Here is a 16,769-nt window from a genome sequence, read left to right as displayed (position 1 = left end):
TTTATTTAATTTAATGTGTTTTTTAAAATCCTATATTGAGTCCGACAGATACTACCCTTGATATAGGGTAAAATAATGAATTTCCTTCCGTTCCTTCAGGATCACCTAAAGAAATATTGGTAAAAGTGAGTAAGTTGGTACCGGATACATTAAGACTTAGATTTTTCACACCGATGTCTTCCAATTTCTCGGATACAGAGGAGAAGTCATAACTGATTTGCGCTCTTCTAAGTCGCAAAAAAGAGACCTCTTCTACCCAAAAAGTACTGGTTTGATTATTATTTGTATTGCCATCCGGCAGTATTCTTGGATACCGCGCATCAGGATTATCAACCGTCCATGAGTCTGTAAGTACGGCAAAATTATTACCCACGTCTAACAGAAAACCTCTTGGCTCAACCTCCCTAGTATAGTCGGTTGCTCCTTGAAAGTTAAAAGCCAACCTAAGCCCTTTAAAGCCAAAATCCATATTAAGACCATAAATAAGACCCGGTGTATTACTGGAACCTATTGCCTGACGGTCGTCTTGATTGACCACTCCGTCTCCATTGATATCCACATAGCGTATATCGCCCGGCGCCAATTCGCCAAATTGGGTTGCCGCATTGTCAATCTCGGCCTGATTCTGAAACAAACCATCGGCAACGAAACCTACCCTTACGCCTATTTCTTTTCCTGTAAGACTTGCTCCCGGTAAGACGCCCTCGGGTTCGTCTATAAATACAATTTCATTTCGGGCTAGGGTAAGATTGGCGTCAATGTTATAATAAAAATTATCACCAATAGTATTTTTATGAGTCGCTGTAAACTCCCACCCCCAACTATCAACAATACCAATGTTTTCACTAGGTAGCTGAGCGCCAAAGGTTCCCGGAACAGACAAACTTCTTTGGGCAAGAATGTCTTCGGTACGCTTGGTATAATAATCCACTTCCAATCCCCATTTGCCATTGAGAAACTCAGCCTCTAGACCAATATCGGTAGTGGTAGCGGTTTCCCAGGTAATATTTGGATTCGGAATACCGGATGGGCTGATTCCGGGAAGAAAGATACCATCGGAAACATATCCGCCGTCAAAGCCAAAGCCGGTAGTAAATTGAAAAGGATTAACCCTATCGTTACCGGTGATACCCCATGATCCACGTAGTTTTAAATCCGTAATAAATTCAGAATCAACCATGAACGCTTCTTCAGAGATACGCCACCCTGCCGAAAAAGCAGGAAAATAACCATTGCGATTTTCTTTGGGGAAAATATAGGATTGGTCTAAGCGAAGGTTCGCCTGAAACAGGTATCTATTTTTAAAACCATAATCAATACGCCCCACATAACCTCTTCGCGCCGTTTCAGAAGCTTGACCACCATTTTGGTCATTACCTACATTACCCGCAAAAAGTTCCTGTATGGCAGGAGAAATAAAGCCATCACGAAAGGCCGTTATAACATCGCTTTTTTGTTCAATTTGTTCAAAAAGACCGAGTACGGAAATTGAATGGTTTTCGAATTCCTTCTTATAACTAAGACTAAGCTGGGTGGTCTGTTGCGTAAAGTCGCCCCTACTTTCATCCAAGAAACTCAAATTATCGCTTACATTGGGTATCAACTGCCCATCCGCCTCATTTCGTTGGTATGAAATATATGGTGTAAAAAATGATTTTCGTTTGGAAATATTCCGGTCATAGGAATACATCGCCTTGGCACTCAAGCCTTCTATCCATGGAATATCGTACTCCAACTGAAAATTCGTCTGGAAATAATCGCTATCTCTCTTGTCGCTGCCATTTCTGTTGGCATCACCTACCGAGTTACCACTAAAGCCATCAAATCCCAAGGAATTTGGCGGTAGGCCTTCCGCTCCTGGCAGACCGTCTACAAAAACCGGAAAAAGTGGATTCGCCCGAAGCGCATTGGAGAAAATCTCACTATCATTATCGGCCGACCTTAATGTATTCTCTAGTCTGCCCGCTACATTAAGTCTGAATTTCAATCGGTCTGTTATATCCGCATCTACATTTGAACGAATGCTACTTTGCTTAAAGCCTGCATTTTCATAAAAAGCACCTTGATCTAAAAACCCATATGAGAAAAAATACCGGAGCCTCTCGTTCCCACCATTTACGGAAAAATTGTATTGTTGTTGTGGAGCGGAATTCTTCAAGGTCTCGTTCCACCAGTCATAGCTTGTTAGCGTTCCTGCCTCGGCATCCGCTACCAAATCATCAAACGGCAATGCATCCGGTGCAGTGCCACGGTTTAAAAAGGATTGCCGGAAAGCCAATACATACTGACTGGCATTCATCAAATCCGGCCTGCGCGTTGGAGACTGCCAACCATATTGACTTGAGAAATTTATAGTCGGTTTACCCGCTCTACCACGATTCGTTGTAACCAATAATACCCCATTCGCCGCTCTTGAACCATATACGGCTGTTGAGGCTGCATCCTTAAGCGCAGTCACACTTGCTACTTCAAAAGGATTAACCCTTTGAAAAGGTCTTTCCACTCCATCAATGAGTACTAGCGGATTATTGTTCCCTAGTGTACTACGCCCCCTAATCTGGAACTGCGCGTTATCCTGCCCCGGCTGTCCTGAAGTTTGAACCGCAATTACTCCCGATAACTGTCCGGAAAGTGCAGCTGATAAGTTAGGGGGAGGCGCAATTGTAAGTGCTTCGCCGTCAACTTGGGATAAAGAACCGGTTACATCTTCCTTTTGTTGCGTACCATAGCCGACCACCACTACTTCTTCGAGATTTTGGGCATCTTCTTTGAGGGTCGCATTGATAGTCGTATTGGATCCAACGGGAACTTCAACTGCTAGGAATCCAAGAGAACTAAACCCTAATATGGCGTTTTGATCGGAAATTTCAATTGAGTAGTTCCCATCAAAATCGGTTACCACGCCATTAGTGGTGCCTTTTTCAATAACATTTGCACCCGGCAAGGGTACGCCCGCTTCATCGGTAACCGTTCCGGTGATGACCGATTGGAACGGCTCCATTAACATAATGTCAGCCGATAAGGCATGTGCATTACCGATAAACAGGAAAATGATGGCAAAGGTGAACCAGTGAATCCTGGAATTCACTGCGAATCCAAAGCACAAAATTTGCGCTGATCGTTCTCTTTTTTTCATAATGTGATGTTGAGTTGGTTAATAATCATTCGTAATCTTATTTTTCGCCTACTAGTCTGTATCCGGGGATGATATTCATCCATTAGTGGGGGGGGGGGAAGGGTTCGGACTCTAATACAGAGTTATGATATAAATTCTATACCTCTAAAATCAATTGGATAAAATCCCAAAATCAAATATCTATTTGTCCTGAAAACGTTAACACTTTTGTGAATGTATTAACATAAGGTGAATAAAGCAAATAATACTAAAAAATAATGTGTGCGCCCACGAAATACGAATATGTTAACATTTTATATAAAAAAAAACATATAATCAATTTTGCTGGGGCCTTGAGTAGATTGGGTGTATTGCCAGAAAAGAAACTAGAATTAAATCTTCATGCTCAATGTATAAATATATCATCCCATTGAACAGTTTGGTTTAGTGGTAAGATGTCATGATTTATCAGGGCGTAAATTCTTTCTTGTTTTGGAAGCATTCCATTGAAGAATCGAATAAAAGAAATTCCATAGGGCGCAACCCTACTCTCGATTTGGAACACTATATTTCCGTTTGGCCTACCTTTTCAAATCTTTATAGATTATCAGGTAATTGTCAAAAAAATTAAAGCACAAAAAACCAGTTCGTTGCTGAACTGGCTTGTGCTCGAGGTGGCAGGATTACCTGCGGTGAACCTGAAGAAGGCCGGTGCTCAAGAACATCCGATACGGACTATTGCCCGTTTGTCATTTTCGCTTTAACCGCCTAAGTGCCTATCGGCACTACGCTGTAAAAACAAAAAATCCAACCACTGTCGTGATCGGATTTTCTTGGTCGGGGTGGCAGAACTAACCGCCAAACCCTATAGTCTTAACAATCAAAATGTTACTCTTAAATTTTTAAACTAGGTAACCGAATAGGTAACTTTTGCTCGGATTTCCTCCGTACCATTAAAGGTAACTGAATATTTTAGAACAATCTAAACCAATCCCTATTAAATTCCGTGTTCCGGACTTTGTATTCCTTACTAGAATCTTTAACGGGAAAAGTAGTCCAGAACTCTGGATAACCCTAAAAAGTACTATCATCGCAATAGTTCGTGAGATGCATGAGCGGCATGAATAACTGACATTTGAGGACTAAGAATTGTTGGGCTTTCTACCCTTCGCAAACCTCCTTAAAGTGAGTTATCAGAAAATTTTTTCCGCCATAATTTTAATAGGTTGTCTATCGACATCCTTAAATGCACAAAATGATACGGACCAAGACGACGGCAGGTATCAAAAAGAATTGTCGAAAACACCATCCTTCTCCATCTACGGGGATAATTATTTTGTAACGGGAACCAGGATAAATGAATCGCCGAATTCACAGAATAGCGACGCCAAATATCAATTGGGCTTTAAACAAATTATATCAAGGGATTTATTGCCTTTTGATACTCATTTGTTTTTTACGTATCAACAAATCTCCTTTTGGGACATCTACCAAGATTCCTTTCCCTTTCGGGATACGAATTATAATCCGTCAATTGGTCTAGGCAGACTGTTGTTCGATAAAGCCGGGGAAATAAACGGTGGTCTGTGGTTCGCTTTTGAACATCAATCCAACGGTCGCGACGAGGAGGACTCCAGAAGTTGGAACTATTTCTCCCTACTTTACTATAAAGCTTTTTCGGATAAATTCCATTCTTCGTTAGAGGCTTGGGCGCCCATCGGAACTAAGGATGGTAATCAAGACCTTTTGGAATATATCGGTTATGGTGAGTTGACTGCCACTTGGCGACCGACCGACATCCTCTTTATCGAGGGCAAATTCAGGAAAGCACTACGAGCAGATTGGCGCGGGAGTGCACAAATTTCGGTGAACTTAAGATACTCTAAAAGAACGAATCAGTTTTTGTACCTCCAATACTTTGTGGGACAGGGCGAATCGATGTTGGACTATCGGATGAATTCGAATTTTCTAAGGATAGGAATTGTTTTCAAGGATTTGTTGTTTTGGGATTAGGCCTTGATAGTTTTTTACTGCTATTGTTTGAGACTGCCAGAACTAAATGTAGTACAAACTATGGCCTTAACGAAATTACGGTATAGTCCAAAGCCCACGCAATGAACTTTAATATTCACCAAATGTAAATCATGATGAAATTTATTTATTGGTTTTAACGACACCGTTGATACGGGATAGCTGAACTCAAGGAAATCTTCTCCTTTATTAGCTCAAATCGTAAATGGAACGAGCCCCTCGATAGCCTTATCTCAGTTTTTAGTACATGAATTCTTCAATAATTGAAACTTCTAAACGGATACCATCTGTAATTTTAAGAATAACTATAAATCTTAAAAATTTAAACGATGTACACATTACCTGAATTACAATTCACCTATGATGAATTGGAACCCTATATTGACGCAGAGACCATGCGTATTCATCATACCAAACATCATCAAGGATATACTGACAAACTCAACAATGCTTTGAAAGAAGGCGGCTGGGAAAACGAAAACTTAGAGGATATCCTGAGGAATATTTCCAAATACAATACGGCAGTTCGGAACAACGGTGGCGGATTTTATAATCATAGCCTGTTCTGGAACATTTTAGCTCCGGACAAAACCGAAATTCCGGAGGGTGAATTTAAAAACGCCTTTTACGAAACTTTTGGTACCATGGAGAATTTTATTGGTCATTTCGGCGATGCCGCGAAATCACGATTCGGTTCGGGGTGGGCGTGGCTTTCGGTTGAAGATTCTGGAAAGCTTTTTATTTCAAGTACTGCAAATCAAGACAACCCACTGATGGACAGCGAAGAACAAAACGGGACTCCCATATTAGGCTTGGATGTTTGGGAGCATGCCTATTATTTAAATTATCAAAATAGAAGACCCGACTACGTTAGCGCCTTCTTCGAAATGATTGACTGGTCTACCGTGGCTAAAAACTATATGAATACAAAGTAAAGTTTAAATACGATAATTAAAGAGCTCCCTGGAAAACGAGAATTGGTTTTCTAGGGAGTTCTTTGTTCGGGTTTACCAGTTACCCTAAAAAGTTATATGAAAGCATCAATTAGTGTTACGGCTTACCCCAAGGTTTTAATCAATTTTGAAAAAACTTACATTTTATAGTTATGAAGTCTACCTTACTATTTTCACTGATTCTATTACTATCGATTTCCTGTAAAGAAGGGACGTCACAAACAAATAAGAATTCGGAAAACTCCGGTCAAGAAACAGCGGATTTAATCATCACCAATGGTCGTATCGCGATTATGGACGACAATAGGTCTACCGTCGAGGCCATTGCAATAAAAGACGGATTGATTTCTGGAACGGGTACGACCGCAGAAATGCAAAATCTAAAGGGTGAGAACACCCAAATCATCGATGTTAAGGGTAAAACCGTTATACCGGGTTTAAACGATTCACATTTGCACCTTACCCGTGGGGGCCGGTTTTACAATGCCGAACTTCGGTGGGATGGTGTAAAAACATTGAAAAGAGCACTTGAAATGCTCAAAGAGCAGGCCCAAAGAACTCCTAAAGGACAATGGGTACGTGTTATAGGAGGTTGGAGTCCATTTCAATTTGAAGAAAATCGCTTCCCGACTCCCGAAGAAATTAACGCAGCTACAGGAGATGTGCCAACCTATGTATTATTCCTCTACAGTCGAGGCTGGCTTAACCAAGCGGCCTTGAACGAACTTAAAATAGATGAAAATACAAAGGCCCCTGAGGGAAGCACTTTTGAAAAGGGCAAGGACGGTAAATTGACCGGTGTTCTGTTGGCAGAACCGAACCCTGGAATTCTATATGCGCGTATAGGAGCACTACCCCCGCTGAACGAGGATCAGATGGTAAATTCTACCAAACAATTCTACCGTGAGCTCAACCGATTGGGAATTACAAGCGGGATCGATGCAGGTGGAGGAGGACATAAATTCCCAAAGGATTATAGCGGAACCAAGGTGTTGGCCGAAGATGGTGAAATGCCCATACGATTGTCATATTATCTTTTTCCACAGGACAAAGGAGAAGAATTTCAGGAATTTGAGACTTGGATGGGTAATAATACCATATTTCACGATGGTGCATTGCATCTTGACCATGGTTATGAATTGGAAGGCGGAGGTGAATTTTTAGTATGGAGTGCAGGCGATTTTGAAAATTTTCTAGCGCCCCAGCCGATGTTGAAAGATAGAAAGAATTGGCGACCGGAATTGAAGAAGGTCGTTACACTTTTGGTGAACAAGAAATGGCCCTTTCGAATACATGCTACCTACGGTGAGACCATTGCTCAGTTTTTGGATGTATTTGAAGAGGTTAACAAGGAGACCAACAACGGATTTTCCAATATTAGGTGGGCCATCGACCATGCGGAGACCGTAACGGAAGAACAACTACAGCGTATCAAGGATTTAAATGGAGGTGTTGCGGTACAGGCACGAATGGCTTATGCGGGCGAGTTCTTCGTAGAACGCTATGGAAAGGAAAAGGCGGCCCAAGCACCCCCTATTCGAAAAATTTTGGATATGGAAATCCCTATTGGAGCGGGTACCGATGGCACACGTGTAGCTAGTTATAATCCATGGCCAGCGTTACATTGGTTGGTGTCTGGCAAAACGGTAGGAGGACTCCAATATATGGAGGCCGGAAATAGAATGTCGCGTGAAGAGGCCCTTCACCTATACACAAAGGGAAGTGCCTGGTTCTCCCAGGAGGAAGATGTAAAGGGTACTTTAGAGAAGGGAATGTATGCGGATTTTGCAGTACTGTCGGACGATTACTTCAACATTCCGGAATCGGAAATCAACAACCTGCATTCGGTCTTGACCGTCACCAATGGGAAGGTGGTATATGCGGCGAACGAATTTGAAAATCTCAACCCAGAGTTACCCGAAGTTTTACCGGAATGGTCTCCTGTCAAATATTTTGGTGGGTATCAAAACAACTAAACTCAAAAGAAAATAGAATCCATGGAAACTCCGACGTTACAGCTGAACAAATTTCAAAAATGGATGAAACAGCTACTCCATACCAAAGTACCTCACGGCAGGCCTGATGTAGTACTGTTGGTATATCGTATTGCTATTTCCATGGCTTTCTTATTTATACACGGGTTAAAAAAGATATTGAATTTTCAAGAAGAAGTGCAGCACATTCCAGACCCATTCAACATGGGTGGTTATACAGCTACTATAATTGCTATTTTCTCAAATGTCATTTGCTCGATATTCATTGCCATGGGGCTCTTTACTAGGGTTTTTGCCCTTGGGGCATTCATGATTCCCTTTATCGGTTTGACCATCGTTCACGCAAACGATCCTTGGGTCGTAAAAGATGTGCCTTTGATGTATTCCTTGGCATTTTTGGTAATCATCGTTTTAGGGCCCGGAAAATATTCTGCTGATCGTATCATCAGCAAACTGTGGTTCAAAGAGAAAAACTACTAATACGACAAAAAGCTATGGAACCTAAGAATAATTTTAACACTAGAAGGTCATTTTTAAAGAATATTACATGGGGAGCCACTGGACTCTCATTGGGCTCAACGGTGTTACAGTCGTGTGCCGAAGTAAACGCTCAATCGGATATCTCTTCCGTGGCAGCTACGTTGAAAGGTAACATAGGTACGACAGTGACACGTAAGAATATTGCGACTATGTCAGCTGATGACCCAGAGTTACAACTTCTTAAAGATGCCATCGGTATTCTTAGAAAACGTAGCGCAGATTGGCCCTTGGACCCAGCTGGATGGAGCGAGAACGGTGCCTTGCACACCAAATTCTGTGCGACGACCGAGTTTAGTTATCAGGTGCACTATAGTTGGTATGTATGGCCATGGCATAGAACATATTTGTGGACATTGGAAAAAAAACTGCAACATGCGGTACGAGAACCGAAACTGGCACTACATTACTGGGACTGGACAAAAAAACCAGGTATACCCGAGCAATATCAAGGTGGGGACTCCAATCCTCTGTACAATGATACGCGCCGTGTTAATCCGGATGACATAATCCCTTTCGATTTTATGAATATGGGGCCAGCTTTAAGGGCAAGGAAGTTTTCAACTTTTGGTGGCTATCCGTTCTACAAAGATGGAAGCGAGCCCCAAATTGATGGAATGGCCGAGCAGAGCTTTCACAATAACATCCACAATTGGATCGGTGGTGAAATGGCCGGTTTCGTAGCTGCGGGCTACGATCCTATTTTCTATGGTCATCACGGTAACTGCGACCGTTTCTGGCAAGCTTGGTTGGATGCCGATCCCGATCATCAAAATCCGACCGATGAGGAATTCTTGGAAAAGGTCTTTTATTTCACCGATGAAAAAGGTAAGCCCATAGAAATTAAAGTGAAAGATGTGCTGGATACTGAAAAACTGGGCTATCGTTTTGAGGATTTGAATTTCAACAGTCCAGATGGTGATTACAATTCAAGGGAAGACCTTATTGTGCCCTCTTACGAGATGGTCAAGGCATCTTCTGTCTACAACACTTCCATCGAAGAAGAGCAAAAAGTTCAAATGCTTACGAAAACGGACGGAAACGAGGTTACACAGGTTCGACTCAAATTTGAAAGGGCGAAATTACCCTATATGCCTTACTGTTCCAGGGTATTTTTTCTATTTGGAAACACAGAGCCTAGCGCCGATAATTGCAAGTACATAGGCACCTTTACCATTCTTCCTATTGTATCCGCTGAAGAAGGTAAACTGGAAAAAGATGTATACATGCATGTGGAAATCACGAAAGGCATAGCCCAAAAAATACAGAATAAAGAGGCCATCAAAGTATTTTTCGAACCGGTTCAAGTACGTGGAAGAAATATTCCGGATGAACCATTGCAGATTGAGGAAATAACTTTTGAGCTCTTGACGTGATACGATTTTTAAGAATAGCGATTATAATCACAGGAATCGGTATTCTGATGATGGCTTACTATGTATTCTTTACCGAACCCGGAGGAAAAATTTCCGAGAATAACAATATTTCCCTAAACCGTCTCGAGTTGATGGAGAATCGCTTGAAAAGCTCCAAAATTCCCGACTTTAGTTTTACCAACCAATACGGAGAAGAAGTTACACAGGTTGACGTAACGGATAAAATTTACATCGCCGACTTCTTTTTTACATCCTGCCCTTCCATATGCCCTATAATGAGCGGAAACAAACAACGCCTTCAAGAATACTTCAGGGACAACGACAATTTTATGATACTTTCCCATTCAATCGACACCCTGAACGACTCCGTATCGGTACTCAGGGAATATTCAGAAAATCTGGATGCAATCCGCGGTAAATGGCACTTGGTTACGGGTTCGTATGGTGCTATCGATAAAATCGCCAAGGAGTACTATGTTACCGCAAAGAAAGACGAATTAGCGCTCAACAGCTTCGTTCATGACGGAAGTTTTATCCTCGTGGACAGAAAACGGAGAATTCGGGGTATTTATGATGGTACCAACGTTCAAAGTACATCAGACCTGATCGCAGATATCGATATCCTACTCAATGAATAACAAAGCCGCACTGACATTCTTCATATTGGGTTTCTTCTTCTATCAATTAGGGGCGCAAGTCGTAAATGAGCCGAAACCTTTTGCATATGGTGTGCTCAGTCAATATGACGATTTCTCCTTTCTAAGAAATGTACAGAACAGAAATACCTACGACAAGATTAAGTTCATTCCGTTTGGCGAAAACGGCTCGCTATCCTTTGGGGGAAGCTACCGGACGCAATTCGAATATTTCAATGACCAGGATTTTATTGAAGGAGCAACCGACAGTTGGGTCTTAGGTCGACTGATGTTACATGCTGATGTCCGTCACGATAATTGGCAATTTTTTGCGCAATTGAACAGTAGTTCAATAGTGTCAAAAGAGAATCCATCCCCGGTAGACCGAGATGAACTTGCTTTCAATCAACTTTTCTTGAAATATGACGATGATAACTGGGTCTTTAAGGTGGGGCGAGAAAACCTATCTTATGGCAGTAGCCGTATTATATCCTTTAGGGAGGGACCCAATGTACGGCGCTACTTTGATGGTGTCAATGTGATACGACGCCTGGACAAAATAAAACTGGAAGCATTCTATTATCAAATAGTGGGAACAAATCCTTTTGCTTTCGACAACGATGTTTTGGATGGGGATGAATATATTTTCGGAACCTACAATACATTTTCCAACAGTTCAAGAAACCAAAATCTGGATATCTACTATCTGAAATTTGGGAAGGACGAAGTTCGCTACCAACAAGGAACAGCGGAAGAAAATAGGCACTCTCTAGGTCTTCGCTATTTCGGAAACATACATTCGAAATTGAGTTTCAATACGGAATTCCTCTACCAATTCGGTGAGTTTGGTGAAACGGATATCTCCGCCTGGACCGCCTCAGTCAACTTGGCCTACAAAATGGCATTAGGGTCAGGAAATTTAACATTTGACCTGAAAAGCGAAATCATCTCGGGCGATGATAATCCTATGGACAATGAACTGAATACCTTTAACGCCCTCTACCCTAGAGGAGCCTATTTCGGAAGAATTGCGCAATTTGGCCCCGCCAATCTTATCGATGTCCATCCTTCGCTGACCTATAGCACCAATAAATGGACTTTCTTTACGGATTATGTGGCCTTCTGGAGAGAATCTACCGACGATGGAATTTATGGTGCCGGTCTCAATCTGTCCTACGAAGATCTCAATGATGAACAATTTATTGCCCATCAAGTCGGGGCCGCCTTATCCTACAATTTTTCTGCTTCATTAAGCTTCGGAATGGAATCGAATTACCTCATTCGTGGGGATTTTATTGAAGCCTCGGGTCTCGGTACGAACACCCTTCATTTTTTATGCGAAGCGCAGCTTAAATTTTAATTGGCCCGATAATAACCGGGGCTTGCAATTTTAGAGACTGAAGTATTTTATGGAACATTGCTTCTGGGACCGATTTTCTAAATAGGTTGTCTCAATGTATTACAACTGCCCAAAAGATTAAATCTTTGATTTATTCCTCGGATGTCTCTGTCGTGACTACCTCTGGTGCTATTACCTTGTTCCATCCACCACCCAGAGCTCTGTACAGTTCAATCGTAGCACTGATTTTGGCAAATCGGGTGTTGATCAATGATATCCGCGCGTCTAGTAAATTGGTATCGGCAATAAGCACGTCTAAATAATTTGTAAAACCGTTTTGATACAATTTCAGCGAGTAGTTCGACGCATTCTCTAAAAAATCTACTTGCTCGTCGGTAACATTGTATTGCTCCGTTATAGAATTATAGGTCAGATAGGCGTCGGCCACTTCTTGATAACTGATCAATAGTGTTCGCTCGAATTCGAGCAAGGCAGACTGTTGATCGATTTTCGCCACTTCGTAAGCCGTCCTTATTTTCCGGTTATTCAACAGGGGATGTGTAATTCCTGCAACAAGATCATTGAAAAACGATGCACTACTGATCCAGTCGCTTGCATCGAGACTATTGAACCCTGCAGTTCCTCCCAAGGTTAATTTTGGGTAAAACTCGGTTTTGGCAACGTTGGTCAGCTCGAAGGCGTTGATCAGGTTGAACTCCGCTTGGATAACATCTGGCCGGTTTCTTAGAATGGCAGACGGTAACCTAACAGAAGTATTCAGATTGGGTGGTCTTTCCCGAAAGTCACCTCTTTCGATTTCCCTTGGGGATTTGCCCAGAAGAATACTGAACGCATTTTCGGTCGTTTTGATTTCCAGTTCCAACTGTAATTCCAAAAGTTCGGCTATTTTTAATTGTGAACCTGCTTGTTGTACGGCGACCTCACGTTCCCGGCCCGCCTCCTTCAGTTTTTGTGTGATATCGAAGCTATTTTTCCGTGCCTCTACCGTTTGCCTGGCAATGAATAACTGTTCGTCCAAAGCGATCAACTCGTAATAGAGCGTACCGATGTTGGCGATCAAGGCCGTTCGTACCACGCGCTGTCCCGCCTCCGTAGCGAGATAGGCGGCAGCGGTGGCCTTTTTATTACTGGTAATAGCGCCCCAGATATCAAGTTCCCAATTTAAGGTTCCCGAAAGGTTGTACTGTTCGATTCTGCTCGAACCTCCAGCCGGATTCCCTCCTTGATCTCCTCCTCCGAACTGTAGTCCCTGAATGCCGTTACCGCTGAATTTCGAGGAAGTCGCAGAGCCATCTAGCGATAAGGTAGGCAGGTATCCCGCCTTTCCCTGTTTATATTGTGCTTGGGCCCTCAGTATATCCTGTAAAGCAAGTTGTGCATCGTAATTTGTTGTCAGGGCCTCGTTGATATGATCGCGCAGTACGGTATCCTCGAACAGCTCTTCCCAAGGCATCATGGCCATTGATATGGAATCGTTATCCTTAAAATCCCTAAAGTTATCAGGTATCTCGATTTCCGGGGTTACGTATTCTTTTGTGACCAGACAAGACTGTAACGCCAGCACTATCAGGATAATCGTTATGATTTTTAATGTATGTGGTTTAAGCCTCATTTGGAATACTTTTTTTATCCGTTTCTTCGGAAGCAATCGGTTTGCCTGATATTTTTTCCTGTAATGATTGAAACACGATGTATAGGAACGGTATCAAGAATATTCCGATAAACGTTCCTATGATAATACCTCCGGCTGCACCCGTACCTATAGAATTATCTCCCCTTGAACCCACACCAGATGCAATTACCAATGGAATCATACCTGCACCGAATGCCAAGGATGTCATTAAAATCGGCCTTAACCGCACTTCGGCGCCCGATATGGCGGAGTCTACGATCGAAGCTCCGTTTTTTCTTCTTTGAATCGCAAATTCCACAATCAGAATGGCATTCTTGGCCAACAGCCCGATAAGCATCACCAATGCGATCTGAAAGTATATGTTACTTTGGAGTCCGAAAATCGCCGTAAAGAAATAAGCGCCGGCAATACCTCCTGGCAACGACAGGATCACTGCAAATGGAATTAGATAACTCTCATACTGCGCTGCCAGGAAAAGAAAGACGAAGAGCAGGCTTAGGCCGAATATCGTTATAAGCTCTCCCGAGGCATCGACCTCGGTCCTTGTTAATCCAGAAAAGTCTATACTGTACCCCTGCTCAAGATTCTCGGCTACTTCTTGAATTGCCGAAATCGCTTCACCTGTACTGTAGCCCGGTCCGGTGGACCCATTAATAGTTACTGAGTTAAAGAGATTGAATCTGTTTACGAATTGGGGGCCATAGGTACGTTCTAAGGTTACGAACTCCCCTATAGGAGCCATTTTATCATTTGCGTTCTTTATGTACAATTCATTGATATCCGCCACATCTTCCCTGTCTTCCGGCAAAGACTGAAGAAATACGCGATATTGCTTACCAAACCGACTAAAATTGTTCACGTAAATTCCACCGACATAACCTTGCATCGTAGCCAGAACATCGCTGATGGCGATACCTGACAACTTTATCCTATCGGTATTCAACGTCATTGTGTACTGTGGAAAGCTTGTATTAAAAGAACTTTGGGCAAACGCAATTTCCGGCCGTTGGGTCAATGCTCCGGAGAACTCCTTGGCGACCCTATCCTGTTCGATAAAACTGGCTTCCGAATCGTTCAACAGATTGACCACAAATCCATCTGAATTTCCAAATCCTGGAATCTGTGGAGGTTGAAAGAATACCATTTGCGCATCGGCAACTTGGGCCGCAACACCAAAGAGTTGACCAGTGATACTTTCGATGGCAAGGGAATCGGCCTCTCGCTCATCCCATCCATCCAATACAATAAATGAGAGTGCATATGGGCTACCTGCCCCGGAAAAGAAATTTTGACCATTGATTACGGAGACACTTTTCACTCCATGTATTTGAGCTGCCAAATTTTCAAATTTTTCCGTTGCCTTTGCCGTTCTTGCCAAGGACGCGCCGGGCGGGAGTTCAATATTGGCAAATAGAATACTTCTATCTTCGGTCGGGACAAAACCCGTCGCAAGTGACGTGTTGTAGTAATATAGAACGGCGACAGCACCGACCAGCGCTAATGGAACGATCCACTTGTGCTTCCATGTATAATCAATCGTATTCCCATACTTTTTGGTCAGTTTATCAAAACCTTGATTGAAGCGATTCTTCGCCTTTGTCAAGAAATTTTCCTTTTTATCGCTAGTCTCTTCCTCCTCGGGTTTCAAAAATAAAGCCGACAGCGCTGGACTAAGGGATAAAGCATTGATAGCAGAAATAATGATGGCTACGATGAGCGTAATACCGAATTGTTGATAAAACACCCCGGTAGGGCCACTTAAGAAGGTTACCGGCACAAATACCGCGCACATAACCAAGGTGATGGATATGATCGCTCCCGCAATTTCACTCATCGCATCTTTTGTCGCTTTCAAAACATCCTTTTCGCCTTCTTCTAACTTTGCCTGAATGGCTTCGACCACCACAATGGCATCATCTACCACGATTCCGATAGCGAGTACGAGGGCGAACAGTGTCAATAGATTTATGGAATACCCGAAGATGAGCAGGAAAAAAAACGTACCCACGATGGAGACAGGAACGGCGATTGCCGGAATGAGGGTAGTTCGCCAGTTTTGGAGAAAAATAAATACAACAAGGAAAACCAGCAGAAAGGCCTCTATCAAAGTTGAGACTACACCCGAAATGGATTCTTCGAGAAAATTGTTGATATTATAGTTTATTGTTAGTTTCAATCCTTTTGGAAACTCCTTTTCCATCTCATCGAACTTTCCTTGAATTTCTTGAATAATCGCTTGGGCATTGGAGCCCGGCGTTTGAAAAATTCCAGCGTTTACGGAAGGATAATCCCCAAATACGGAAACGGTATTGTAGGAATAGGCATCCAATTCCACTTCCGCTACGTCTTTAAGTTTGAGTAGGCGATTGTTGTCCAATGCCTTAATCACGATGTCATCATACTTCTCGGCGTCCTTAAAGCGGCCCTCATACTGAATGACATATTCAAAGGCCCCTCCGGAATTTTGACCCAACGCTCCGGGTGCGGCTTCGATACTTTGTTCATTTAAAGCTGCTACAACATCGGCAGGAACCAGATTATACGCTCTAAGCTTTTCGGGTTTGATCCATATTCTAATGGAATAATTTTTATCTCCAAACGGACTCACCTCTCCAACACCATCAATGCGCAAAAGTTCCGGGACAATGTTGATATTTAGATAATTTGAAATATAGGTAGCGTCGTAATCCTCATTTTCAGAATACAGTCCAAAATAGATGAGCGCACTTACTTGTTGCTTTTGCGTTATCACACCATTCTGCAAAACCTCTGCTGGTAATAGACTATTGGCACGAGCGACCCTGTTTTGAACATTAACGGCGGCAATATCGGGGTCTACGCCTTGGTTGAAATATACGGTGATCGAGGCGGTACCGTTATTACTGGCCGTAGAAGTGATGTAGTCCATTCCCTCTACTCCGTTCACTTCTTCCTCAATCGGAATGATGACACTCTCTAAGATAGTCTCGGCACTCGCCCCAGGGTAGGAAGTCGTCACACTAATCGTTGGCGGTGCGATTTCCGGGTATTGGGTCACCGGCAGACTCTGAAGACCAAGTACCCCCAAAATCACGATAATCAACGAAATTACCGTAGACAATACAGGGCGTTCTATAAAAGTATTTAGCATTTGAC

The 16,769-nt window shown here is 42.7% G+C and carries 10 protein-coding genes; 7 read left to right on the top strand and 3 right to left on the bottom strand.

The features are described from left to right. Positions 1–22: 22 nt before the first annotated feature. The gene (locus FGM00_RS04920; protein ID WP_138851836.1) at positions 23–3,136 is read right to left on the bottom strand and encodes a SusC/RagA family TonB-linked outer membrane protein; all 3,114 of its coding nucleotides are present in this window, start codon (positions 3,134–3,136) and stop codon (positions 23–25) included. A gap of 1,164 nt (positions 3,137–4,300) precedes the next feature. Between FGM00_RS04920 and FGM00_RS04915 the strand changes: the two genes are divergently transcribed. The 7 genes from FGM00_RS04915 (at position 4,301) to FGM00_RS04885 (ending at position 12,001) form a co-directional block, all read left to right on the top strand. Then, positions 4,301–5,128, top strand: coding sequence for a phospholipase A (locus tag FGM00_RS04915; protein ID WP_175416184.1), 828 nt, complete (start codon positions 4,301–4,303; stop codon positions 5,126–5,128). Between the two features lie 347 nt (positions 5,129–5,475). After that, entirely contained in the window at positions 5,476–6,081 is a 606-nt protein-coding gene (locus tag FGM00_RS04910; protein ID WP_138851834.1) for a superoxide dismutase, read from the top strand. Positions 6,082–6,251: 170 nt separating this feature from the next. Next, a complete protein-coding gene (locus FGM00_RS04905; RefSeq protein ID WP_138851833.1) occupies positions 6,252–8,075 on the top strand; it encodes an amidohydrolase in 1,824 nt (607 codons plus the stop codon). A 21-nt stretch (positions 8,076–8,096) separates the two neighbouring features. Beyond that, entirely contained in the window at positions 8,097–8,573 is a 477-nt protein-coding gene (locus FGM00_RS04900) for a DoxX family protein (RefSeq protein ID WP_138851832.1), read from the top strand. A gap of 14 nt (positions 8,574–8,587) precedes the next feature. Continuing rightward, positions 8,588–10,006: a tyrosinase family protein gene (locus tag FGM00_RS04895; protein WP_138851831.1), complete on the top strand. Its 1,419-nt coding sequence runs from the start codon at positions 8,588–8,590 to the stop codon at positions 10,004–10,006. Beyond that, positions 10,003–10,644: an SCO family protein gene (locus FGM00_RS04890; RefSeq protein ID WP_138851830.1), complete on the top strand. Its 642-nt coding sequence runs from the start codon at positions 10,003–10,005 to the stop codon at positions 10,642–10,644. Before FGM00_RS04895 ends, FGM00_RS04890 begins: the two co-directional genes overlap by 4 nt. Further along, on the top strand, positions 10,637–12,001 hold the full coding sequence (locus FGM00_RS04885; protein ID WP_138851829.1) for an alginate export family protein: 1,365 nt from the start codon (positions 10,637–10,639) through the stop codon (positions 11,999–12,001). The genes FGM00_RS04890 and FGM00_RS04885 overlap by 8 nt, the downstream gene beginning before the upstream one ends. Positions 12,002–12,131: 130 nt before the next feature. Here the strand turns inward: FGM00_RS04885 and FGM00_RS04880 are convergent, their stop codons facing one another. Together FGM00_RS04880 and FGM00_RS04875 are read right to left on the bottom strand one after the other, a co-directional pair. Continuing rightward, positions 12,132–13,613 (bottom strand): TolC family protein, encoded by a 1,482-nt coding sequence (locus FGM00_RS04880; protein WP_138851828.1) that lies wholly within the window; start codon positions 13,611–13,613, stop codon positions 12,132–12,134. Then, the gene (locus FGM00_RS04875; protein WP_138851827.1) at positions 13,603–16,764 is read right to left on the bottom strand and encodes an efflux RND transporter permease subunit; all 3,162 of its coding nucleotides are present in this window, start codon (positions 16,762–16,764) and stop codon (positions 13,603–13,605) included. Before FGM00_RS04875 ends, FGM00_RS04880 begins: the two co-directional genes overlap by 11 nt. Between the last annotated feature and the right edge of the window lie 5 nt (positions 16,765–16,769).

The sequence above is a fragment of the Aggregatimonas sangjinii genome (assembly GCF_005943945.1).
Classification (GTDB): Bacteria; Bacteroidota; Bacteroidia; order Flavobacteriales; family Flavobacteriaceae; genus Pelagihabitans; species Pelagihabitans sangjinii.
Note: the sequence above shows the minus strand (reverse complement) of the source record. Positions and strands in the feature narration are given on the sequence as shown.

Excerpts from the sequence above, each read along its gene's own strand:
- FGM00_RS04875 (WP_138851827.1), bottom strand. The coding sequence starts at position 16,764 with ATGCTAAATACTTTTATAGAACGCCCTGTATTGTCTACGGTAATTTCG.
- FGM00_RS04885 (WP_138851829.1), top strand. The coding sequence starts at position 10,637 with ATGAATAACAAAGCCGCACTGACATTCTTCATATTGGGTTTCTTCTTC.
- FGM00_RS04905 (WP_138851833.1), top strand. The coding sequence starts at position 6,252 with ATGAAGTCTACCTTACTATTTTCACTGATTCTATTACTATCGATTTCC.
- FGM00_RS04900 (WP_138851832.1), top strand. The coding sequence starts at position 8,097 with ATGGAAACTCCGACGTTACAGCTGAACAAATTTCAAAAATGGATGAAA.
- FGM00_RS04920 (WP_138851836.1), bottom strand. The coding sequence starts at position 3,136 with ATGAAAAAAAGAGAACGATCAGCGCAAATTTTGTGCTTTGGATTCGCA.
- FGM00_RS04880 (WP_138851828.1), bottom strand. The coding sequence starts at position 13,613 with ATGAGGCTTAAACCACATACATTAAAAATCATAACGATTATCCTGATA.
- FGM00_RS04910 (WP_138851834.1), top strand. The coding sequence starts at position 5,476 with ATGTACACATTACCTGAATTACAATTCACCTATGATGAATTGGAACCC.
- FGM00_RS04895 (WP_138851831.1), top strand. The coding sequence starts at position 8,588 with ATGGAACCTAAGAATAATTTTAACACTAGAAGGTCATTTTTAAAGAAT.